General features: G+C 73.8%; 17 protein-coding genes and 2 riboswitches. Of the genes, 12 read left to right on the top strand and 5 right to left on the bottom strand.

From position 1 onward, the window contains the following. The first annotated feature begins 3 nt into the window (after nt 1-3). Both ACIBEA_RS04000 and ACIBEA_RS03995 read left to right on the top strand, forming a co-directional pair. Nucleotides 4-462 carry a hypothetical protein gene (locus tag ACIBEA_RS04000; RefSeq protein WP_399257635.1) on the top strand — a complete coding sequence of 153 codons (459 nt, stop codon included), beginning with the start codon at nt 4-6 and terminating at the stop codon, nt 460-462. Nucleotides 463-569: 107 nt separating this feature from the next. Further along, the gene (locus tag ACIBEA_RS03995; protein WP_399257633.1) at nt 570-1628 is read left to right on the top strand and encodes a hypothetical protein; all 1059 of its coding nucleotides are present in this window, start codon (nt 570-572) and stop codon (nt 1626-1628) included. Nucleotides 1629-1700: 72 nt separating this feature from the next. Here the strand turns inward: ACIBEA_RS03995 and ACIBEA_RS03990 are convergent, their stop codons facing one another. Next, nucleotides 1701-2966, bottom strand: coding sequence for a serine hydrolase domain-containing protein (locus ACIBEA_RS03990; protein WP_399257632.1), 1266 nt, complete (start codon nt 2964-2966; stop codon nt 1701-1703). A 106-nt stretch (nt 2967-3072) separates the two neighbouring features. Here ACIBEA_RS03990 and ACIBEA_RS03985 point away from each other — a divergent pair, with 106 nt between their 5' ends. Then, nucleotides 3073-3504 carry a DUF3592 domain-containing protein gene (locus ACIBEA_RS03985; protein ID WP_399257630.1) on the top strand — a complete coding sequence of 144 codons (432 nt, stop codon included), beginning with the start codon at nt 3073-3075 and terminating at the stop codon, nt 3502-3504. A 35-nt stretch (nt 3505-3539) separates the two neighbouring features. Here ACIBEA_RS03985 and ACIBEA_RS03980 read toward each other — a convergent pair whose 3' ends face one another. Beyond that, a complete protein-coding gene (locus ACIBEA_RS03980) occupies nt 3540-3914 on the bottom strand; it encodes a cupin domain-containing protein (protein ID WP_399257628.1) in 375 nt (124 codons plus the stop codon). 68 nt (nt 3915-3982) lie between these two features. Between ACIBEA_RS03980 and ACIBEA_RS03975 the strand changes: the two genes are divergently transcribed. After that, the gene (locus ACIBEA_RS03975) at nt 3983-4423 is read left to right on the top strand and encodes a MarR family winged helix-turn-helix transcriptional regulator (RefSeq protein ID WP_399257626.1); all 441 of its coding nucleotides are present in this window, start codon (nt 3983-3985) and stop codon (nt 4421-4423) included. Between the two features lie 72 nt (nt 4424-4495). Beyond that, entirely contained in the window at nt 4496-6433 is a 1938-nt protein-coding gene (locus tag ACIBEA_RS03970) for a hypothetical protein (RefSeq protein WP_399257624.1), read from the top strand. 7 nt (nt 6434-6440) lie between these two features. Here the strand turns inward: ACIBEA_RS03970 and ACIBEA_RS03965 are convergent, their stop codons facing one another. Further along, nucleotides 6441-6899, bottom strand: coding sequence for a MarR family winged helix-turn-helix transcriptional regulator (locus tag ACIBEA_RS03965; RefSeq protein ID WP_399257622.1), 459 nt, complete (start codon nt 6897-6899; stop codon nt 6441-6443). 111 nt (nt 6900-7010) lie between these two features. Continuing rightward, nucleotides 7011-8237: a cytochrome P450 gene (locus ACIBEA_RS03960; RefSeq protein WP_399257620.1), complete on the bottom strand. Its 1227-nt coding sequence runs from the start codon at nt 8235-8237 to the stop codon at nt 7011-7013. 483 nt (nt 8238-8720) lie between these two features. On the opposite strand from ACIBEA_RS03960, the gene ACIBEA_RS03955 reads away from it, so the two are divergent. Next, the gene (locus tag ACIBEA_RS03955; protein WP_399257618.1) at nt 8721-9884 is read left to right on the top strand and encodes an agmatine deiminase family protein; all 1164 of its coding nucleotides are present in this window, start codon (nt 8721-8723) and stop codon (nt 9882-9884) included. A 55-nt stretch (nt 9885-9939) separates the two neighbouring features. On the opposite strand, the gene ACIBEA_RS03950 is transcribed toward ACIBEA_RS03955, so the two are convergent. Beyond that, nucleotides 9940-11352: a hypothetical protein gene (locus ACIBEA_RS03950; RefSeq protein ID WP_399257617.1), complete on the bottom strand. Its 1413-nt coding sequence runs from the start codon at nt 11350-11352 to the stop codon at nt 9940-9942. 142 nt (nt 11353-11494) lie between these two features. Beyond that, a riboswitch (cobalamin riboswitch) is annotated at nt 11495-11570 on the bottom strand. Nucleotides 11571-11687: 117 nt separating this feature from the next. Further along, nucleotides 11688-11826: riboswitch (cobalamin riboswitch) on the top strand. A 109-nt stretch (nt 11827-11935) separates the two neighbouring features. Here ACIBEA_RS03950 and ACIBEA_RS03945 point away from each other — a divergent pair. From ACIBEA_RS03945 to ACIBEA_RS03920, 6 genes are all read left to right on the top strand, one after another. Beyond that, nucleotides 11936-14734: a prenyltransferase/squalene oxidase repeat-containing protein gene (locus ACIBEA_RS03945; protein WP_399257614.1), complete on the top strand. Its 2799-nt coding sequence runs from the start codon at nt 11936-11938 to the stop codon at nt 14732-14734. After that, on the top strand, nt 14731-15711 hold the full coding sequence (locus tag ACIBEA_RS03940; protein ID WP_399257612.1) for a hypothetical protein: 981 nt from the start codon (nt 14731-14733) through the stop codon (nt 15709-15711). The genes ACIBEA_RS03945 and ACIBEA_RS03940 overlap by 4 nt, the downstream gene beginning before the upstream one ends. Nucleotides 15712-15715: 4 nt before the next feature. Next, nucleotides 15716-16903 (top strand): energy-coupling factor transporter transmembrane component T, encoded by a 1188-nt coding sequence (locus ACIBEA_RS03935; protein ID WP_399257610.1) that lies wholly within the window; start codon nt 15716-15718, stop codon nt 16901-16903. Then, entirely contained in the window at nt 16900-18606 is a 1707-nt protein-coding gene (locus ACIBEA_RS03930) for an ABC transporter ATP-binding protein (protein ID WP_399257608.1), read from the top strand. Before ACIBEA_RS03935 ends, ACIBEA_RS03930 begins: the two co-directional genes overlap by 4 nt. Further along, nucleotides 18603-19421, top strand: coding sequence for an ECF transporter S component (locus ACIBEA_RS03925; protein WP_399257606.1), 819 nt, complete (start codon nt 18603-18605; stop codon nt 19419-19421). The genes ACIBEA_RS03930 and ACIBEA_RS03925 overlap by 4 nt, the downstream gene beginning before the upstream one ends. Before the next feature lie 117 nt (nt 19422-19538). After that, nucleotides 19539-20879 carry a hypothetical protein gene (locus ACIBEA_RS03920; RefSeq protein ID WP_399257604.1) on the top strand — a complete coding sequence of 447 codons (1341 nt, stop codon included), beginning with the start codon at nt 19539-19541 and terminating at the stop codon, nt 20877-20879. Nucleotides 20880-20912 lie beyond the last annotated feature (33 nt).

Raw genomic sequence — 20912 nt, 5'->3', positions numbered from 1 at the left:
CCGATGAATCGCTTAGCCCTGGTCCTGGCCGGTTCCGCAGTCCTGGCCGTTGCCACCCTCACCCCCGCGAGCGCCGCGACCCACTCCGCCGGCGAGGTCGACACCGTGACCTCGTGCGGGAGCTCGGGCCTCCAGTCGGGCCTGTCCACCCGGGTGTGCGCCGAAGTCACCGGCACCACCGTCGCGTTCTACGGCACGGTCGGCCTCGCCGGCCCGCCCTCCCCGGGCGGCCCCGGCCCCGCCCCCAAGGAGCTGATCACGACCCTGTCCACCGAGGTCGTCGGCAGCGGCGCCGCGCCCACCACCCAGACCAGGCAGGTCGTCTTCACCTCCGCGAACCTCCAGGTGCGCGGCGCCGCCACCACCGTCCCGTGCGGGTCGACCGTCCGCGGCACCTTCGCCGTGGCCTCCTTCCCCTGGGCCCCGCGTCCGGTGGTCCACGAGGTCGTCATCCCCTGCTGATCGGGGCTCCGCGCACGCACCCGCTCCGCGACAGGACCGCGGAGCGGGTCGAACGGAACGTGCCTACGCTGGAGGGGGCGGCGCGCAGAGGTGAATGAGGTGCGGCCATGGCAACGAGGCGCAGGACGCACACGGGGCACCCGGCGCCACGGCACGCGCGGCGGCGCGTCCCGGTGACCGCCGGCGCGCCCGCCGTTGCCGCGGCCGCCGCCGCCCTCCTGCTGTCCGGGTACGCCGCTCCCGCCGCGGGGACGCCCCTCGCCCCGGTCGCGACCCTCGCCGCCCCGACCGACGGGTCCTGCCGGACCTCCCTGGCGGACAGCTTCTGGCGGGCGCCCGTGGACGCGCTCCCCGTGCACCCGCGTTCCGCCGGTTACGTCGCCTCCATCGGCTCGACGGCGCCCCTGCACCCGGACTTCGGCTCGGGGCTCACCGGGGGCCGGCCCTTCGGCATACCGGTCACCGTCACGGACACCACGGTGCCCGAGTCGAAGGTCGCGCTGGACTACGCCGAGGAGAGCGACGCGGCCGGCTACCGGATCCCGCAGGACGCCAGGATCGAGAACGGTCCGGCGAGCGACGGGGACCGGCACGTCATCGTCTGGGACCGCGCCCTGTGCAGGTCCTACGAACTCTGGGACGCGCACCCGCAGGGCGGCAATGCCTGGCACGCCGGTTCGGGCGCGGTCTTCGACCTGCGCGGGCACCAGCTGCGCCCCGACGGCTGGACGTCCGCCGATGCCGCCGGACTGGCCGTCCTGCCCGGCCTGGTGCGCTACGACGAGGCGGCGGCCGGCGCCGTCGACCACGCGATCCGGATGACCGTCCCCCGCTCGGACCGGAGCTACGTCTGGCCCGCCCGGCACCAGGCGGGCTCCGCCGCGGATGCCTCGCTGCCTCCGATGGGGCTGCGGTTGCGCCTCAAGGCGTCGGTGGACACCTCGCAACTGCCCCCGCAGGCCAAGGCTGTGGCCGAGGCGCTCACGACGTACGGCGCCATCGTCGCGGACAACGGCTCGGCCTGGTACCTCTCGGGTGACGAGGACCCCCGTTGGGACAATGCCCAACTCGACGCCCTCAAGGGCTTCAAGGGCTCGGACTTCGAAGCGGTCGACGCCTCCACGCTCCGGCAGTCGCCCGACTCCGCGGCCGTGGCACCGCGGTAGCCGGCCCGGCGCGTCGGCGCGTTGTCCGGCTGCGCGTTTCCGCCTGCGCTTCTTGCGGCCGCGCGCCGTCCGTCAGCGCATCTTCAGCGGGTGCTCGGGGGCGAGGGCGTCCGAGATGCGTTCGGCGATGGTCTGGGCCGAGTTCCCCTCGGGGCTCTTGGGGCCCTTCGTCACGGTGACGGAGACCGACAGCTTCTGCGCGGGCAGGTACGCCTGGATGGCCGCGTAGCCGGAGAAGGAGGGGTTGGTCAGGATCCAGTCGTTCACCACGATCAGGCCCAGGCCGAAGTGGTGGGCCGCCGTGTTGGTCAGCAGGCAGACGGTCTTCGGGCAGGTGGACGTCGCGTGGCCGAGGCCGAGGGTGCCCGGATCGAGCTGGGTCTTGAAGGACTGCGCGGAGAGCAGCTTCCCGGTCCCGATGCCCCGCGCGGAGCGGTCGAGGTCGCAGATGTTCTGGACGAGCACCGCACCGCGCGCGGTGGTCCACGACGGGTTCCAGAAGGTGGACTCCTCGTAGGTGCCGCGCTCCGAGGTGAAGGCGTGCAGCACGGGTTCCGGTATCTGCGGCGTGCTCTGGTTGGTGGTCCCGGTCAGCCCGAGCGGGACCATCACCTGCTCCGACAGCAGCCGGTCGAGCGGGAGGCCACTGATCTTCTCCAGCGCGGCGCCCAGGATCGCGAAGTTGGCGTGCGAGTAGCTCCAGTTGGTCCCCGGCTCGTACAACAGCGGTTTGCCCGTCGCGATGCCGATGACCTCGGCCGGTGTCCACGCGCGAAACGGTGCGGCCTCCAGTGCGGCGAGGAAGGTGGGGTCCGTGACGTAGTCGTGCAGTCCCGACGTCGAATCGGCGAGCATCCGCAGGGTGATCTGCGAGCCGTGCGGAACGTCCGGCAACCACCGGGCCACCGGGTCGTCGAGCGAGGCCCTGCCCTGTTCGACGAGCCGCAACAATGCGGTGCCCATGTACACGATGGCCACGGATCCGGTCCGGAAGTGCATCGAGGGTTCGGCCGGAACGCCCGTCATCGACTCCCCGAGGGCCGTGGTGAGCACCTCCCGGTCGCCGGAGGAGACGCGCAGGACCACCGAGTTCAGCCCGAGCTCCCGTTGCGCCTGCCGCGCGATGGCGAGGACCTCGGCGGCATCGCCGCGGGCCGGTCCCGGCGAGCTGACGCAGCTCTCCGGATCGGCCGCGGCGGCCGCTGAGGTTTCGGCGGTTGCGGAGGCTTCGGCGGTTGCGGAGGCTTCGGCGGTTGCGGCTCCCGCGGAGACTCCGGCCGGGAGGGCGGCGCCCAGGACACCGGCGATGCACACCATGACCGTACGAGTACGCCTCATCCGTCCAGTATGGGCAGGCCCGGGGACCGCCGCACGCGGACGTGACGGTGCACACGACCGCCGCCCGGCGCGCAACCAACGCCCCCGCCGGCGCGTCGCACCACACATGGAACGTGCATGGCTCTTCTCGCTCATCCCCCTGGTGCTCGGCGCGGCCTTCCTCGCCATCGGCGCGTACGGGCTGCGCCGCACCGCCGCGCTGCGGCGCACCGGTGTCACCACCAGGGCCCGCATCGTCCGCCACGCGGTCAGGCGGGGCGACGAGGGGGCCACCTACCACTACCCCGTCGCGGCCTGGACGACCGCGGACGGGCGCGCCTGCACGTACGAGTCGAGGTTCGGGCGCGGCTCCGTCGGACCCGGCGCCGCGGTGGGCGCCACCGTCCTGGTGCGCTACGACCCGCGGGACCCGAGCCGGTTCACGATCCAGGGGTGGGAGGGGAAGGGGGTCGACCTCCTGTTCACCGTGCTGGGCGCGCTGCTCACCGCGGGGACCCTCGTCGTGGTGCTCGTCCGACTGGTCACCCTGCCCGGCTGAGTCGACCGCGGCCCGAGTCGACCGAGGTCGCGCCGCTATTGGGCCCAGGGCGGCGTGATGGTGCTGCCGTCGGCGAGCTCGGCGGTGAGGCCCACCCGGGTGGTGACCCATAGGTGCGCGCTCTCCTCGGTGGTGTTGGCGACGCCCAGTTCGGAGCCGGCCGGGGCCACCGCCGCGTCGCCGGCGCGGAGTTCGGCGCTCTCGCCGTCGATGGTGAGGCGCAGGCACCCGGACAGCACGTAGAACGTCTCCTCGGCGCTGATCGTGTGGTGCGGCCCCACCATCGCGGGCGGGACCTCGAGGCGCCAGGCGGCGAGGTCCTTGCTCCCGGTGTCGGTGCGGACGTAGGAGACGAAACGACCGCCGTGGATCTCGTGCACCACGGCCTCGTCACGGTGGATGAACGGCATTGCGACCTCCATATGGACAAGTAGCTTGTCCATTTAGACAAGCAGCTTGCCGAGTTATAGTCAAGGCCATGGATGACGCCCTGGCCTTCTCCGCCCTCGTACTCACGCTCTCCGGACACCTGGTGCAGGAGATCCACACCCGCGTGTCCGAGCAGGGTTTCGAGGACCTGCGCCCGGCGCACGGCTTCGCCTTCGCCCGCATCTCCGCGGGCGGCGCCACCACGGCCGACCTGGCCGAACACCTGGGGGTGAGCAAACAGGCCGCCGCCCAACTGGTCGAGGAACTGGTCCGCAAGGGCTACGTGGAGCGGCATCCGCACCCGCACGACGCCCGCGCCCGCCTCCTGGCGCTGACCGGGACCGGCCGGGCCGCCACCCGCGCCGCCGACGAGGCGGCCGGGGCCGTCGTGGCACCGTGGCGGGAGTCCCTGGGCGAGGAGCGCTTCGGCGCCCTGGTCGCCGACCTGGCCCGGCTCACCCCGCCGGGTCCGCTGCGCCCCGCCTGGTGAGCCGTCGCCGTCGGGGCCCACCGGCAGCCCCTCGCCGACCACCGCACCGGGCCCGGAGTTAGGCTGCGCCGTATGAACGGACGGGGGGCCGGGGTGCCCTGGCATGTGATGGAAGGGGTGCCGGCCGGTCGGGCGGAGGTGCCGCGGCTGCTGCGGGGGTTGGTGATCGTCGGCCGACGGGGCAAGGCGTGGCACCGGTTGGAGGAGCGCCTGGGCTGGAGCACCGACGAACCGCTCTTCGCCCACGCGGCCTCCAGGCTCTTCGAGTTGCTCCCGGACCTCGACGATCGCCGCCTGGTCCGCGTGCTCGACTTCCTCGCCCGGCGCGGTCACGGCGCCTGCCGAAGCTCGGCCGGCGTCCACTACATGACCTTCACGGTGTTCGCGAACGGCGGGCGCCACGTGCTAGCACTGGTCGCGCACCGGTCAGCGGAGGTGCGGGCGGGGGCGGCACACGTCCTGCGCACCATCCGCTGCGAGGACCCGGCCGCTCTGGGTGCGCTGCGCCGGCAGGCCGCCGTGGAGGCCGACCCGACGGCGCTGGCGTCCCAGTTGCTCGCGGTGGGCGTCCTGTCGACCCTGTCGCCGCCGTCGGCCGGGGCCGCCGCGGCCACGGCCGGAGCGTGGCTCCGGCCGTGGCTGGAGCACCACCAGCCCCTGGTGCGGCTCGCGGCGGCGCACAGCACCCTGGCTCCCGGCGCGGTGGGCGCGGTGGGGGCACCCGGCGGGGCTCCGGGGACCGGCCACGCGGTGGCCCGCAGCCTCATCGCGATCGGGACGGGCCCGCTGCCGGAGGTGCCGTGGTGGCCCACCGGGTACGGACCGGCCGAACGCTTCGCGCGGCTGCTCGCGCCGTATCCGCCGCAGGCCGCGGCACTGGTGCACGCCCTGGCGCGGCAGCCCGACAGCGAGCTGCGCGGAGCGGCCGTCATGGCGGCCGGTGCACGGCTGCGGTACTGGCGGGACCCCGCGCCGGAGCTGTGGGAGGCCGTCGCCGCGGCGTTGGACGAGCCGGAGGTGGCGACCGTGGCCCTCGATGTCTTCCTCCGGGGCGGTGGGGCCGCGGCCCCCTACGCCGACCGGCTGGTCCGGTACGTCGAGCGGAACTGGCTCCGCGGCACCCGCACGCACAGCGTCGACACCGCGATCCGCGCACTGGTCGCCCTGGGCGACGACCGGGCGCTTCCTTGGTACGCCGATGTCCAGGGGAACCGCTTCCTGGAGGTCGACTCCGTCCCCGACCGGTGGGCTCCGCGCCTGCTGCCGGTGATGCGCCGACAGCTCGCCGCCGGTTCGCCGGCCCGTGACGTGCCCGAGATCCTGCGGACCGTCGCCCGCTGGGGTCCCGCCGCGGCGGCCGCCGTGCCCGAGCTGACCGGGCTGCTGAACACCGGCCTCGCCCGCCCGGCCACCGAGGCGCTGGGCCGGATCGGTCCGGCGGCCGCCGGCGCGGCCGGGATGCTCGCGGCTCTCGCGACCACCACGCACACCCCGTGGGCGGGGCCCCTGTGGCGGGGGGCACAGAGCGCCGCGTGGGCGCACTGGCGCGTCACGGGCGATCCGGAGCCGGCGCTGCGGGTGTGCGGCGCGGCGGTACGGGTCGGCCCCGGCCGACCGGTGCTGCGCTACCTGGCCGACCTGGGCCCGCTGGCCACGGCGTACGCCGACGCCGTACGGCCCCTGATGGCCTGTCCCGGCGAGTGGAGCCGGGTCGGCGCGGCCGAGGCGTGGTGGCGGATCACCGGTGACGCGACCCGCGCCGTCGAAGTCCTGCTGCCGGAGCTGGCGCCGCTGGCGGAGCACGCGGTCACCCCGCTCGTCCTGCGGACGGTAGCGGCACTCGGCGCCATCGGGCGCCCCGCCTCGGCCGCCCTGCCGGCGCTGCTCGCGGTGACCTCCTCACCCCGCCGCTACGGTGGCGACGCCCCGCACGACGAGGAACTGACCCGCGCCGCACGCACGGCCCTGACCGGAATCGGCCAGGGCGCGGGCCCGGCAGGATCCGACTGAGACACACCTAGTGGTGCCAGGCCCGGCCGCCCACGTTGTGGATGAACCGCTGGAGCACCTTCAGCGTGGTCCGGTACTCCTCGTCCGAGATCCCCTCGTGGCGCTCGGTCCACAACTCGCGCTGCAGGGCGGCGGCCCGGTCGAAGAAGGTGCGGCCCTGCGGCGTCAGCCCGAGGACGCCCCCTGCGTCCTGCGTGAGCCACCCCCGGGCTATGGCCGTGTCGATCTCCTCGGAGACGGCCTGCGCGCCGACGGTGAGGTAGCCCCGCAGGGTCTCGATCACCTCCGTGCGGCTCTTCGCCCTCTCGGCCAGGGCCACTTGGCCGAGCACCCACCACTGCGGCTGCGTGGTGCCGATCTCCGCCAGGGCGCCCCGGGTGCGGGTGACGACCGCGTCGTAGGCGGCCCAACTCCAGTAGCCGATGGGCTGCTCGACCAGTTCGGCATCGTCGTGCGAGTACTCCATGACGGAACTCCGTTCGCGCTGCAAGATCGCTTGATACCGAAACCCTAGGAACTCAAGCGCGGTTGAGGTCCAGTCCTCCTGCCGACGGGTTTCCGACGGCCGCGGCCGGGTTCACCCGGGGGTCGGCGCGAACTCCACGACCAGGGACCTCGGACCGCGGGTGAAGACGCCCTGCTCGGCGGGGTCGTAGCCGGCCGCCGGTCGGAGGTCCGGCATCGCGTCGAGGAGCTGGTTGGTCGCGATCTCCACCTCGGCCTTGGCCAGCAGCGCCCCGACGCAGAAGTGCCGCCCCAGGGCGAAGGCCAAGTGGTCCGCGGCCGCGGAGAAGGCGGTCGTGGTCGTCAGGTCCGCACGGAAGATGTCGAACCGGTCCGGGTCCGCGTACCGCCCGGCGTCGCGGTTGGCCGCCCCGATCAGGCAGGTGACGGTGGCCCCCGCCGGGATCGTGCCGCCGCTCATCGGTACGTCGGTGGCGGCCTGCCGCATGATCATGTGGACGGGCGGGCTGAAGCGCAGGGTCTCCGCGAAGGCCCGGTCGATGAGCGCGCGGTCCTGCCGGACGGCCGCGAGCTGGTGGGGGTCGGCCAGCAGGTTCGCGAAGAGGGCCGCGACGGCCTTGTCGGTGGTCTCGGCGCCCGCGGTGAGCAGCAGGCTGCAGAAGGCCTTGATGTCCTCGTCGCTCATGGCCACGCCGTCGACCCGGGCGGCGCAGAGCCCGGACAGCAGGTCGTCGCCGGGGCGCTCCCGCCGGTCCCGTATCACCGGGAGCATGTACGCGGCGAACGCCTCCTGGGCCCGCGCCCCGGCCGCGGCGCACTCGGGTTCACCGGAGAGGTTGCCGGTGAAGGCGACGAAGGCGCGGTACCAGCCGGCGATGCGCTCCTGACCGGAGCGGTCCAGCCCGAACATGTCGCCGATGACCGAGATGGGGAAGCGGGAGGCGAAGGCGCTCACCAGGTCGACCGTCCCGGCGCCGCGGAAGGCGTCGATCAGCTCGCGGGCGTTGCGGTCGATGATCGGCACGACCTTCTCGCGGAGCTCGCCCCCGCGGAAGGCCGGGGCCACCAGCGCGCGCCGGGTGGCGTGCTCGCGACCACTCATCTGGAGGATCGTCTTGCCGTGCACGGGCTCGGCCTGCCAAGCGTAGTTGTCCGTGGTGAAGCGCGACTCCTTGTCCTTGAAGACCCGTGCCACGTCCTCGTAGCGCGAGACGAGGAAGCTCTGCGTCGCCTCGTGCCAGACGAGCGGCGCGCTCTCGCGCAGGACGCGGTAGGTCGGGTACGGATCCTCGGCGAACTGCGGCGACAGGATGTCCGGGGCATCGTGCGCGGCGGTCATGGGTCTCCCCCATCGGCTTGACGGTCGACTGCGTGTCGGAGAGGTGAGCGGCGTCCGGTCACTGAGCGTCATCCAGGAAACACCAGACCGCGCGCGCCCACCAGGGCTTCGACGCCCGTTCCTCGGGGATCCCAGGCACCCCGTGACGGGGGGCGACGCGAGGGGCGCGAAGGACGGTTGGTGGCGAGGGGCGGCCCGGCGCAAGGGTTCGGGCCGACCCCGCAGGCAGCCGCGCGCCACCACGAGCCGCCTGAAGGCACTGCGGACCGCCCGGCGACGCTCCTCGACGGAAGCACCGGGTTGACTGAATGTTCAGTCAGTGCCAGAGTGACAGCACGTGGTCGCATCACTCTCCGTACCGAGCGGCCGTTGCGGCGCGGAGCGCGCACCCTTGTACGTAGAGACCGGTTTGTCCGTCTACGTCATACCGCGCTCCCGCCCAGGCCGGATGCACCTGCCGCCAGCCCACGATCGGAGTCTCCCGTGTCCTTCCCGCCCCCCACCCGACGGACCGTCCTTCGCACCCTCACCGGAATCGGCGCCGTCGTGCTGGGCTCCGCGGCCTGCGGGCCCGCCACGACCGGAGCCCGGGCAGAAGCCCTCGCCGCGCCGTCCCTGACCGCCTCGGGCAACGGCAAGCGCCGCCTGGGCGCCGAGTGGGAGAGCCACACCCGCACCTTCATGGCCTGGCCGGCGCTCAGCTCGGTCTGGAAGCAGGACCTGCGCTACGTCCGCGAGGACATCGCCCGGATCGCCCGGGCCGTCGGCGACTACGAGGCGGTCGTCATGATGGCCCGCCCGGATCAGGTGGACGCCGCCCAGCGCGCCTGCGGCGCCCGGGTCGAGGTCATCCCGCTGCCGGTCGACGACCTGTGGGCGCGCGACACCGTGCCCGTCTTCGTCGAGGAGGGCGGCAAGGTCATCGGCGTCGACTTCAACTTCAACGGCTGGGGCAACAAGCAGGAGCACAAGAACGACGGGGCGGTCGGCCGCGCCGTGCTCCAGAAGTACGGGATCCCCCGGGTCCAGGCCCCCTTCGTCGCCGAGGGCGGCTCCGTCGAGACCGACGGCCAGGGCACCCTGCTGATCACCGAGAGCTCGATCGTCAACGACAACCGCAACCGGGGCAAGAGCCGGGACGCCCTGGAGGCGGAACTCAAGCAGACCCTGGGCGTCGAGAAGGTGGTCTGGCTCGCCGGCGTGCGCGGCGAGGACATCACCGACGCCCATGTGGACAGCCTGGTGCGCTTCACCGCTCCGGGCGTGGTGCTGCTGGACCGCGCCCACCCCAGCACCCCGCCGGACTCCTGGTCGCGCTCCGCCGACCAGGCCCGGTCCGTCCTGTCGAAGACGACGGACGCCCGCGGCCGGCGCTTCGAGATCGTCGACCTCCCGCAGCCCGACCTGAACCGGATCAGGGGCGAGGGCGACGACTTCGTCTCCACCTACGCCAACTTCTACGTCGCCAACGACGCCGTCTTCATGCCCAAGTTCGGGGACGCCAAGGCGGACGACCGTGCCCGGGGGATCCTGCGGGAGCACTTCCCCCAGCGGGACGTCGTACCGGTCTCGATCGACACGATCGCCTCGGGCGGCGGCGGCATCCACTGCTCCACCCACGACCAGCCCGGCAAGCCCGCCGCATAGACGGGAGCGACCGGGTACGGGCCCCCGCGTGCGGGGGCCCGTACCCGGGACGGGATCAGGCGCCCCAGCGCAGGGCGATGGTGTCGCCCACGTTGATGACCGTCTCGCGCAGGGCCCCGGCGAAGGCGGAGCCGTCGACGCTGATCTTCCAGGTGTTCCCGCCGCTGTTGGCCTTGCCGTTGACGGCCGTGATCGTACCGGTGCCCGAGGCGGGGGTCACGCTCGTGACGCAGCCCGAGGGGGTGGCGCCGGTGGTCGCCGCGGTCAGGACGTCGCCGAGGGTGGTGGTCGCCGCGGTCGGGGTGAAGGCGACCGAGCAGACCTTGAGGTTGCCCGCGCCGTCGTCGACGGTGAGCGCCAGCTTGGTGGCGGTCCCGGCCGTGAAGGCGGACTGGGCCACCCACTGCGGGGCCCCGGGGGTGAGCGGGACGGGCGGGGCCGTGGTGAAGCCGCCGCCCGCGACGGCGCGCAGCGCGTCGATCGAGGCGTAGGCGGTGGGGGCCGTGTCGGAGGGCTTGTACTTGAAACCGCCCGCCGGGTTGTACTGGTTGGCGATCAGGAAGTCCACGGGGGTCTTGCCGCTGCCGGTGAGGAAGTCTCCGGTCTGCGGGTTGAATCCGCAGGCGTTCAGGCCCGCGACGCCCCAGCCGTTCGAGCTGGTGTTGACCCCATAGAGGGAGTTGAAGGCACCGCTGCCGGAAACGAGCGTGCTCTTGAGGAAGTTCTTCGCCTTCACGACGCCGGTGTCGGTGTTCGGGACGCCGGAGACGCAGAGCGCGGCCATGGCCGAGCCGGTCATGTCGACGTCGCTCGCGGAGTTGAGGACGGTGGGGTTGCCCTCGCCCTTCTGGTACGTCCAGCCGCCGTCCGCGTGCTGGTTGGCCCGGATGCGGGTGACCATCGAGTCGGTCAGCGCCTGCGGGATGCGGTCGGCGCCGCTCTGGGCCTTGGCACCGCGCAGGGAGAGCGCGGCGAAGACCGTGCCGTTGAAGTTTCCGGAAGGGCCGAAGTAACCGGCCTCCGCCGTCTGCCAGTAGGAGTAGATGTTCGCGACGAGGTTGCGCGAGGCGGAGACCCGGGCCGGGTCGATGCCGGCGGCGTAGGCGTTGAGGGCGCCGCGCTCGTAGTCGGTGACCACCGGGGCGGCCTGTGGCCACCCCGACGTCGACAGCAGGTTGCGGTAGACCGTGCGCGCGTTCTTCGTCGTGTCGCCGCCCGGGTAGACGTCGACGACCGCGGTGCCCGTGGCGGCGAAGGTGCTGAAGGCCCACTCGTTGGACAGGCCCGAGCCGGCGTAGGAACCGTCCGCCGCCTGGAGGGACTTGAGGTAGGCGACGCCGTTGGTCTTGGAGGTCGCGATCTGCGCCGGCGAGGAGGTCGCCGAGGCGGGCAGCGCGGTGAGGACGAGCGCGCCGAGCGCGGCGGGGACCGCGAGCGCGAGGCGGCGGGAGGTACGGGGACGGGACATGGCCTGCTCCTGGAAATCGGCGGACGCCGGCCGCTCACCGCTCGGGCCTCACGTCACCGTCGTAGGGACACGGCTGGGGCACGGGCCGGAGAGCCGCCGTCCGGAACGCGTGGTACGGCTACCTGTTGCTGCATCGCCGTATGGGCATTCGGGCTCCGGAACGGCCCCCGCCGTCCCACACCGTTGCGCGTCAGCCCCGGATTCTCACCGGGTTCCCCCATGTGGCAGCCCTGGACGCTACCCGAGTGATCAAGCCACCGCCAGCCGTCCGGCCCGCGGGCGGACCGGCCCGTGCCGTGGGGACGTCGCCTGAGACGCAGGCCACCTTGACGCCTCCACGCAATCCGTGTTGCACTCCGGCTGATAACTGCTCAGCTCCAGGGGAAGCCGGTCGAATTCCGGCGCTGACCCGCAACCGTAGGCCCGGTTCGACCCGGGCGAGTCGGAATGCCTGGGGCCGAAACACAGCACGAAGAGCGCCGTCGCGGACTACGGCGTGGTCGTAACAGCTCCCCCGTGGCCCGAGGGCCGTGTGGGGGCGGATCGCCACGCACGCAGCCGCCCGGCAGAGACGAGGGCCGCGGTGGGGACCGAACAGCAGGCGCAACGGACGCGGCCGAGACGGCGGTTCCTCTCGCTCGTCACCGCGTCCTTCCTGACGCTCGGTGCGGCAGTGGCCTTCCTCACTCCTCCCCCGGTCGCCCACGCCGACCCGATCGAGCAGTGCACGGCCACCACCGGCGCCATCGTGGCGGTGGACTTCGGCCCCTTCGGCGGCAAGGTCCGGCGCGGCTGCGACACGACCCCGACGACGGGGTACGAGCTGCTGCACACCGCCGGGTTCACGACCACCGGAACCGTCCACGACGGCCCCGCCTTCGTCTGCCGCATCGGCAACGGGTCCTTCGACTCCGGTACGCAGTACCCGACTCCGGACAAGGAGCCCTGCACCGTCACCCCGCAGGCCACCGCGTACTGGTCCTACTGGATCGCCTCGCCCGGGCAGCGCAACTGGACCTACAGCCCGCTGGGCGCCATGGCCCGGAACCCGAAGCCCGGCGACGTGGACGCCTGGGTGTACGGCGCCACCTCCATCGGCGGCACCTCCGGCAAGCCCGCCTTCTCCCCCGACGACGTCCGGGCGGGCGGTGTCGTCACCCCCGACCCGGCCGTGCCCACGGCTCCGCCCACCGTGCCCGCGGGGGCGGTCGACGTACCGGCCGCCCTGCGCTGGATCACCGGGAAGCTGACGGACGGGGAACGGGTCGTCGACGACGGGGCGACGGCCCCGAACCACTTCCTCACCACGGAAGCCGTGTTCGCGCTGACCGCCGCGGACCGCAAGAGCCCGGCGGCGAAGAAGGCGGCCGACTTCCTGGCCACACCCGCGCAGACCGATGCCTACGCCTACCCGGCGGGCAAGGGCGGGATCCCCGACGCGACCGCCGCCGCGCGCCTCGCGCTCGTCGCCGAGGCCACGGGCAAGGACCCGCGCGCCTTCGGCGGGCACGACCTGCTGGGCGACCTCCTGACGTACGTGTGCCCGCGGGACATCGGTGACGGCGACCCCGTCGACGGCTGTCTCACCAAGGGCGACTTCCGCACGACCGGCCAGTCCGACGCACAGGCCATGGCCGTCATCGCGCTGCTCGGCGGCGGGGTCACCCCGCCCGCCGCCGCCGTGCACCGGCTGGTCGGCCTCCAGTGCGAGGACGGCGGCTTCAGCGGCGTCCTCATCCGCTCCGGCGGCTGGTGCGACAGCGACCCGATCGCCACCGGCCTGATCACCTTGGCCCTCCAGCGCGCCGGCGGGTACGGCGCGATCGTGCAGCAGGCCCGGGGCAGCCTCAAGAAGTCCCAACTGCCCACCGGTGCTTGGCCCTCGGCCCCCTACGAGACCACCGGCAGCCCGGCCGCCACCGCCTGGGCCGCCCAGGCGCTGCGCGCCCTCGGCGACGACGCCTTCGCGGACGCCGGTCTCTCCTGGCTCTCCAAGCGGCAGTTCCTCCCCGCGGGCGGTTTCGGCTTCGACGAGAACGACACCGACTCCCGGATGTTCGCCACCGCCCCGGCCGCCGTCGCGGGTGCCAAGAGCGACCTGGTCCTGCTGACCACCGAGCCGGCCGACCCGACGCCGACCACCCCGCCCACCACCACCCCGCCGGCCGGTGACGGCCCGGACCTGGGCAAGGGCACGGCGTACCTCGCCGACCGCAGCCGGCTGGTCCAGGGCCGGTACTACGAGAGCGGCGCGGGCACCGGCTTCGCCGACTACGGCCTGACCATCGACGGCGCCTACGCGCTCGCCGCGACCGGCCGGGACAACACCACCCTGCGCAACATCGTCGACTTCCTCGACAAGGGCGGCAAGGACGGCACGGGCCGCACCGTCAACGACTGGACGCTCATCGGCACCACGTACGCGGGCGGCGGCTCCCTCGGCAAGGCGGCCCTCCTCGCCGAGGCCGTCGGCCGTGACCCCCGCCACTTCGGCGGCCAGGACCTGATCGGCGCGCTCGCCAAGGGGATCTGCCCGGCCAAGAGCGAGACGCCCCAGCAGTGCGCGGCGAAGGGCAACTACACCTACGCCACCTCGGTCTTCTCCCAGTCCCTCGGCGTCATCGCCCAGGTCCGCGCCGGCGAGGGCGCCGCCGCGGCCGAGCCCGTCGCCTTCCTCAAGGGCCTCCAGAGCCCCTCGGGGGCGTGGCCCAGCCTCATCGGCGAGCCCAGCCAGGACGAGGTGGACTCCACCGCGATGGCCGCCATGGCCCTCGACCTGCTCCCGGACGCCGGCTCGCAGACGGCCGTCGACAAGGCGATCGCCTGGCTGGCCGCCCAGCAGAAGGACGACGGCGGCTTCCCCGGTGCGTCCGGGAACTCCGTCAACTCCGCGGCACTCGCCGTGCAGGGCATGTCCCTGGACGCGGCGAAGTACACCGACCGCATCGCGAAGGCCCGAAAGTTCCTGCGCTCGCAGCAGAACGGCGACGGCGGCTTCCGGATCGCCAAGGAGGGCCAGGCCGGATCCGACGTCCGCGCTTCGGCCCAGGCGGTCGGCGGCGCCACCGGCATCTCCTTCGGCCTGCTGACCCGCGACCTGAACGGCACCACCCCGGAGCCCGTTCCCAGCACGTCCGGACGGCCTTCGGGCGGCAACGGCTCGCCCGTCATCGTCACCCCGGGCGAGAGCGGCGGCGCGGGCTCCGCCGGCGGTTCGGCATCCGGCGCGGGCTCGACCAGCGGCTCGGGCGGGGGCGGCCTCGCCTCCACCGGCACCCAGGTCGGCGCCCTCGCCGTCGCCTCCCTCCTCCTGGTCCTCGGCGGCTGGGCGGTCACCCGCGCCGCCGGACGCCGCCGCGAGCGCACCGGGAGCGGAGCATGACGCGCCGGGAGCGATGGACGACGCGCCGGGATCCGGGAACGACGCTCGCCCGCGCGGCGCGCGCGCCGGCCCGCACGGCCGCCGCACTGGGGCTGGCGGTGGCGGCCCTGACCGCCACCGCGGCCCCGGCCGGGGCCTCACCGCAGCCGATGGGCCGGTGCACCACCAGCTCGGGAGCGGTCCTCGCCGTCGACTTCAGCCGTTGGGGCGGGCCGGTCTACCGCTCCTGCGGTACGACGCCCACCACCGGCTACGAACTCCTCAACCAGGGCGGCTGGGCCACCACCGGCACCGGCCACGACGGCCCCGCCTTCATCTGCCGGATCGGCTACAGCGGCTACCAGGGCGGCAAGCAGTTCCCGACGCCGCAGCAGGACGACTGCGTCCTGACGCCGCCCGCCTCGGCGTACTGGTCGTACTGGCACGCGGGCCCCGGTCAGAACACCTGGGAGTACAGCCAGCTCGGCGCCATGCTCTACAAGCCGAAGCCCGGCAGCGTGGACCTGTGGATCTTCGGCGCGACCAACGTCGAGGGCACCGAGGGCAAGCCCTCCGTCACCCCCGATCAGCTGCGCGCGCACAACGCCGCCCCGACGGGCGGGCCCGCGCCCCAGGACACCCGCACCGCCGCGCCCCTCCCGCCGAACGTCGACACCGGCCCCCGACCGGAGAACCCGCCCCCGGCCGCGGCGCCCCCGGCGGCGCCCGCCCCGGCGGCCTCGACCTCGCCGCCCGGCCCGACGCCGCCGGTCGGCCCCGCCGCGAGCGCCCCGCCGACGCCCACCGCGACTCCGTCGACCAGCGCTCCCGCGGTGGCCGCCCCGGCGCCGGGTCCCCAGGTGGTCGAGGCGGCGCCCGCCGCCGATGCCGCCCACGACGCGGGCTCGTACCTGCCCGCCGTCGCCACCGGGGCGCTGGTGCTCCTGATCGCCGGCGCCGCCGTGTTCGCGGCCGCGCGCCGCCGTCGTACGGAGTAGCCGCGTGGCACGCACCACCACCACCGCGGCGGCCGCGCCGCCCGCGGCCGGCTCCGCGCCGGACGCGGGCGGCCGCCGTCTGCCCCGCACCCTGCACCCGGTCGCCTGGTGGATCTGGGCCCTCGCGCTCGCGACCGCCGTCAGCCGCACCAACAATCCGCTGCTGCTGTTCCTCGTCCTGGCCGTCCTCGGCTACGTCATCACCGTGCGCCGCACCGATGCCCCCTGGGCCCGCGGCTTCCAGTACTACCTCTACCTGGCGCTGACCGTGGTCGCCATCCGCGTGACCTTCCGGGCGGTCTTCGCCACCGGCATCACCCCCCGCGACCACTTCCTCTTCTCCCTCCCCCACATCCCGACCCCCGACTGGTACGCGGGCATCCGACTCGGCGGCCCCGTCTCCCTGGAGGCGCTGCTCTCGGCCGCCACCGACGGGCTGCGCCTGGCCTGCATGCTGTGCTGCATCGGGGCGGCCAACACCCTGGCCAACCCGAAGCGGGCGCTGCGCGTGCTGCCCGGCGCGCTGTACGAGCTCGGCGTCGCCGTCACCGTGTCCCTCAGCGTCGCGCCGCAGCTGGTCCAGAGCGTGCAGCGGGTGCACCGGGCCAAGCGGTTGCGGGCCGGCCGCTCGAAGGGGCTGCGGGCGCTGCGCGGGATCATCGTCCCCGTCCTCGAGGACGCCCTGGAGCGCTCCCTGCGCCTGGCCGCCGCCATGGACTCCCGCGGTTACGGACGCGCGGGCACCGCCACCCGCCGCTCCCGCCGGCTGACCGGGGCGCTCATGCTGCTCGGGATGTGCGGACTGTGCGCCGGGGCCTACGGGCTCCTCGACGCCACCGCCCCCAAGCTCCTCGGGCTGCCCGCCATGGGCGCGGGCGCGCTGCTGTGCTTCGCGGGGCTGCGGCTCGGCGGGCGCCGGATCACCCGGACCGCCTACCGGCCCGACCCGTGGCGCGCCGCCGAATGGTCCGTCGCCGGCTGCGGGGTGCTCTCCGCCGTCCTCCTCTTCGCCAACGTCGGCTTCAACGCGGCCGAGCTCAACCCCTCGATCTACCCGCTCAGTTGGCCCACCCTTCCACTGGTCCCCGCGGCCGCCGTACTGCTGGCCGGGGCCGCGGGCTTCCTGGCACCACCGCCGGCACCACCCGCCCGACCCGTCGTCCCCGCACAGCGCACCGAGGAACCCCAGTGATCACCTTCGACCAGGTCTCCGTCCAGTACGAGGACACGTCCGGGCCCGTGCTGCGCGATGTGGACCTGACCGTCGAGGAGGGCGAACTCTGCCTCGTCGTCGGTCACACCGGCGTCGGCAAGTCCACCCTCCTCGGCGCCGTGAACGGGCTGGTCCCGCACTTCACCGGGGGCACGCTGCACGGACGGGTCACTGTCGACGGCCGCGACACCGCGCACCACCCGCCCCGCGAACTCGCCGATGTCGTCGGGGTGGTGGGACAGGACCCGCTCGACGGATTCGTCACCGACACCGTCGAGGAGGAACTCGCCTACGCGATGGAGCAGTTGGCGGTGGCTCCGGCCACGATGCGCAAGCGGGTCGAGGAGACCCTCGACCTCCTGGGCCTGGCCGACCTGCGCCACCGCGCCCTGCACGAACTGTCCGGCGGCCAGCAGCAGCGCGTCGCCATCGGGTCCGTCCTGACCGCCCACCCGCGCGTCCTGGTCCTGGACGAGCCGACCTCCGCGCTCGACCCGACCGCGGCGGAGGAGGTGCTGGCCGCGGTCACCCGCCTCGTCCACGACCTCGGGGTCACGGTCCTGCTGGCCGAGCACCGCCTGGAACGCGTCGTCCAGTACGCCGACCGGGTCATCCACCTCCCCGGCGACGGCCGCGTCGTGTCCGGGCCGCCCGCCGAGATCTTCCGTACGTCGTCCATCGCGCCGCCGATCGTGGAACTCGGCCGGGCGGCCGGCTGGTCACCGCTGCCGCTCTCGATCCGCGACGCCCGCCGCGCCGCCGCGCCGCTGCGCACCCGGCTGGCGGACCGCACCGCGCCGCCGGTGCGCCCGGCGCCCGCAGCCGATCGCCCGGTGCTCCTGCGCGCCCGCGGGGTCACCGTCACCTACCACGGCGTCCCGGCCGTGCGCGAGGTCGACCTCGCGCTCCACGGCGGCGAGGTCACCGCGCTCATGGGCCGCAACGGCTCCGGCAAGTCCTCCCTGCTCTGGGCGCTCCAGGGCTCCGGCCCGCGCAAGGCCGGAACCGTCGCCGTCAGCGCCGAAAGGGACGAAGGGGGCGCAGGGGGCGCTGCCAAGCCCCGGGACCCGAAGGACCTCTCCGCGGCCGCGGCCCGCCGGCTGGTGGGCCTGGTCCCGCAGACCCCCACCGACCTGCTCTACCTCGAATCGGTCGAGCAGGAGCTCGACCAGGCGGACAGCGAGTCCGCGGTGGGCGGGGACGACGTACGGGCACGGGCGATCCTGGACCGGCTGGCACCGGGCATCAGTGGCGCCACCCACCCCCGCGACCTCTCCGAGGGCCAGAAGCTCGCCCTCGTCCTCGCGATCCAGCTGACCGCCGCGCCCCGGGTGCTGCTGCTCGACGAGCCCACCCGCGGGCTCGACTACCGTGCCAAGGGGGAACTGATCCGCATCGTCGACGACCTCGCGGCGGAGGGCCGCGCCGTGGTGATCTCCACCCACGACGTCGAGTTCGTCGCCCGCGCCGCGGACCGCGTGGTGGTGATGGCCGAGGGGGACGTGGTCGCCGACGGCCCCACCACCGAAGTCATCGTCGCCTCCCCCGTCTTCGCCCCGCAGACCGCGAAGATCCTGGCGCCGCTGCCCTTCTTGACGGTCGATCAGCTGGCGTCCGTACTCCCAACCGCCGCGCCGTCCGCTCCCGGGGCCGGGGCCGACGGAACGGATCCGCACGCGTGAGCACGTACACCGCGGCCATCCGGATCCGCGCCCGGGCCGGGGTCGTGATCGCCATGGCGGCCTTCCTCGGGATCGTCGCGTTCTTCTGGCCGTTCCTGGTCGCGCCGGGGAAGTTCGGCTCGAACTACGCCCCGCCGCTGATCTTCGGCGTGCTCCTGGTCGTCGCGCTCTGCGTGGTGGTCTCCGAGATCGCCGAAGGGGGCATCAGCTCCAAGGCCCTGGCCATGCTGGGCGTGCTCTCCGCGGTCAACGCCGCCATCCGCCCGCTGGGGGCGGGCACCGCCGGGATCGAGACCGTCTTCTTCATCCTCGTCCTGGCCGGGCGGGTCTACGGACCCGGTTTCGGCTTCACCCTGGGCTGCACCTCGCTCTTCGCCTCCGCCCTCATCACGGGCGGTGTGGGGCCGTGGATGCCGTACCAGATGTTCGGCTGCGCCTTCGTCGGCATGCTCGCCGGATTCCTGCCGAAGGCCACGGGGCGCCGGGAGGTCGCCCTGCTCGCCGGCTACGGCTCGGTGTCCGGGTACCTCTTCGGCTTCCTCCTCAACCTGTCCTTCTGGCCCTTCTCCCTCGATCCGAACAGTTCCATCGCCTATCTGCCGGGCCTGCCCTTCACCGAGCAGTTCCACCGCTACCTGGCCTTCGACCTGGCCACCTCGCTGGGTTGGGACACCGGACGCGCCGTCACCAACTTCGTCTGCATCTGCCTGGCGGGACCGGCGGTGCTCACGGTCTTCCGCCGCGCCGCGCGCAAGGCCCGCTTCCAGGCCCCGATCCGCTTCGAGCCGCCCCGCACCCCTCCTCCAACGGATTGAATCTGATCACCCATTAGCCACAAACGATCACGAAAAGTGCCTCGATAACGCGATTTATGTGAATAGCTGACCGCACCGCTCCACCCCTGGGGAGACGGATCCTCCGAAGGGTGTGCGATGCGACGCGTCTTTGAGAACCGCCCCGGCGGCGCGTACGGGCGGGGCCGTACCGCGTTCTGCGCGGTGGCGGCCTGCTGGTTCCTGCCGCTGACGCCCGCGGTCGCGGCGCAGCCGTCCCCGTCGGCGCCGCCCCCGTCCCCCGGCGCGCGGGCGGCGGCCCCTGCGGCCGTGCAGCAGCCGGAGAGCGCCGACCTCGCGGTGTCGGGCGCGCTGCGGCCCGGCGCGTCCGGGGCCCGGGAGCAGCGGGAGGGCTCCGCCGCGGCGGTGCGGGAGACCTTCGACTACGTCGTGACGGTGACCAACCACGGGCCCTCCACCGCCCGCCGGGTCCGCGTCACCGACCGACTGCCCGCCTCCCTGGAGTTCGTCTCCTCGCGCGACGGCTGCACGGCGAGCGGTACGACGGTGCTGTGCGGGCCGTTGGCCACGCTCTCGGTGGGCTCCTCGCACGCATGGGTGATCACCGTACGGTTGGCGGCCGACTACCGCGGGGACGGTGCGGACATCGTCAACGAGGCGGTCGTCGACGCGGCGACGTCGGACCCCGACTCCCGCAACAACATGACGTCCCTGACGGGCCTGAAGGTGCCGCCCAGCGCGCGGACCGCGGACCTCTCGCTCCGCAAGACGGCCCAGCTCGCCAAGGGTCGGGAGCACGTCCGGCCCGGCGAGAAGTTCACGTACCTGATCTCGGTGCACAACCAGGGCCCGGGCACGGCCCGGCAGATCAGCGTCACCGACCTGTTGCCCTCCTCGCTCACCCTGCTCTCCTCGCCCGACGACTGCGTGAGCGAGCAGGGGCAGGACCGACGGGTGGTGTGCCCACCGCTCGCGCGCCTGGCGGCCGGGGAGACGGCGGAGTTCCGGATCACCGTGCGCGCCGGCGCCACCGACCGGGCGAACCCTCCGGCGAGCATCTGCACGCCCCTCCAGAACGTCGCGCGCGTCACCAGCGCGAGCTTCGATCCCGATCTGTCGGACAACGCCAACGCGCCGGACACCACCGGACCGGGCGGTGGCCGGCTCTGCCTGGTCTCCGACGGCGGCAAGGACCACCACGGCGAGCACGGCGATGACAGCGATGACAGCGATGACGACGCCAACGACGACGACGGCGAAGACGGGCGCGACGACGCGCACGAAGGACACGACGGCCACGGCGGGCACGAGGACCACGGCGGCCGGGGCGAGCACGGCCGCGAGGACCAGCACGGTGGCCGCGACGACCTCGCCGACTCCGGATCCGCCCTGCCGCCGTGGCTGCTGTGGGCCTCGGCCTCCCTGGTGGCCGGCGGCGCGGCACTGCGCACGGCCTTCCGCGGCCGGTCCCGGGCGTGACGTCGGGCGTGCCCCCGAGGCCGTCCGGCCCGC

Source organism: Streptomyces sp. NPDC051555 (assembly GCF_044454405.1).
Lineage (GTDB): Bacteria > Actinomycetota > Actinomycetes > Streptomycetales > Streptomycetaceae > Streptomyces.
The sequence above is the reverse complement of the archived record's forward strand: the minus strand, read 5'-3'. Positions and strand labels throughout refer to the sequence as shown.

Coding starts and splice junctions, on each gene's coding strand:
- ACIBEA_RS04000 (WP_399257635.1), top strand. CDS start 4: ATGAATCGCTTAGCCCTGGTCCTGGCCGGTTCCGCAGTCCTGGCCGTT.
- ACIBEA_RS03995 (WP_399257633.1), top strand. CDS start 570: ATGGCAACGAGGCGCAGGACGCACACGGGGCACCCGGCGCCACGGCAC.
- ACIBEA_RS03990 (WP_399257632.1), bottom strand. CDS start 2,966: ATGAGGCGTACTCGTACGGTCATGGTGTGCATCGCCGGTGTCCTGGGC.
- ACIBEA_RS03985 (WP_399257630.1), top strand. CDS start 3,073: ATGGAACGTGCATGGCTCTTCTCGCTCATCCCCCTGGTGCTCGGCGCG.
- ACIBEA_RS03980 (WP_399257628.1), bottom strand. CDS start 3,914: ATGCCGTTCATCCACCGTGACGAGGCCGTGGTGCACGAGATCCACGGC.
- ACIBEA_RS03975 (WP_399257626.1), top strand. CDS start 3,983: ATGGATGACGCCCTGGCCTTCTCCGCCCTCGTACTCACGCTCTCCGGA.
- ACIBEA_RS03970 (WP_399257624.1), top strand. CDS start 4,496: ATGAACGGACGGGGGGCCGGGGTGCCCTGGCATGTGATGGAAGGGGTG.
- ACIBEA_RS03965 (WP_399257622.1), bottom strand. CDS start 6,899: ATGGAGTACTCGCACGACGATGCCGAACTGGTCGAGCAGCCCATCGGC.
- ACIBEA_RS03960 (WP_399257620.1), bottom strand. CDS start 8,237: ATGACCGCCGCGCACGATGCCCCGGACATCCTGTCGCCGCAGTTCGCC.
- ACIBEA_RS03950 (WP_399257617.1), bottom strand. CDS start 11,352: ATGTCCCGTCCCCGTACCTCCCGCCGCCTCGCGCTCGCGGTCCCCGCC.
- ACIBEA_RS03940 (WP_399257612.1), top strand. CDS start 14,731: ATGACGCGCCGGGAGCGATGGACGACGCGCCGGGATCCGGGAACGACG.
- ACIBEA_RS03920 (WP_399257604.1), top strand. CDS start 19,539: ATGCGACGCGTCTTTGAGAACCGCCCCGGCGGCGCGTACGGGCGGGGC.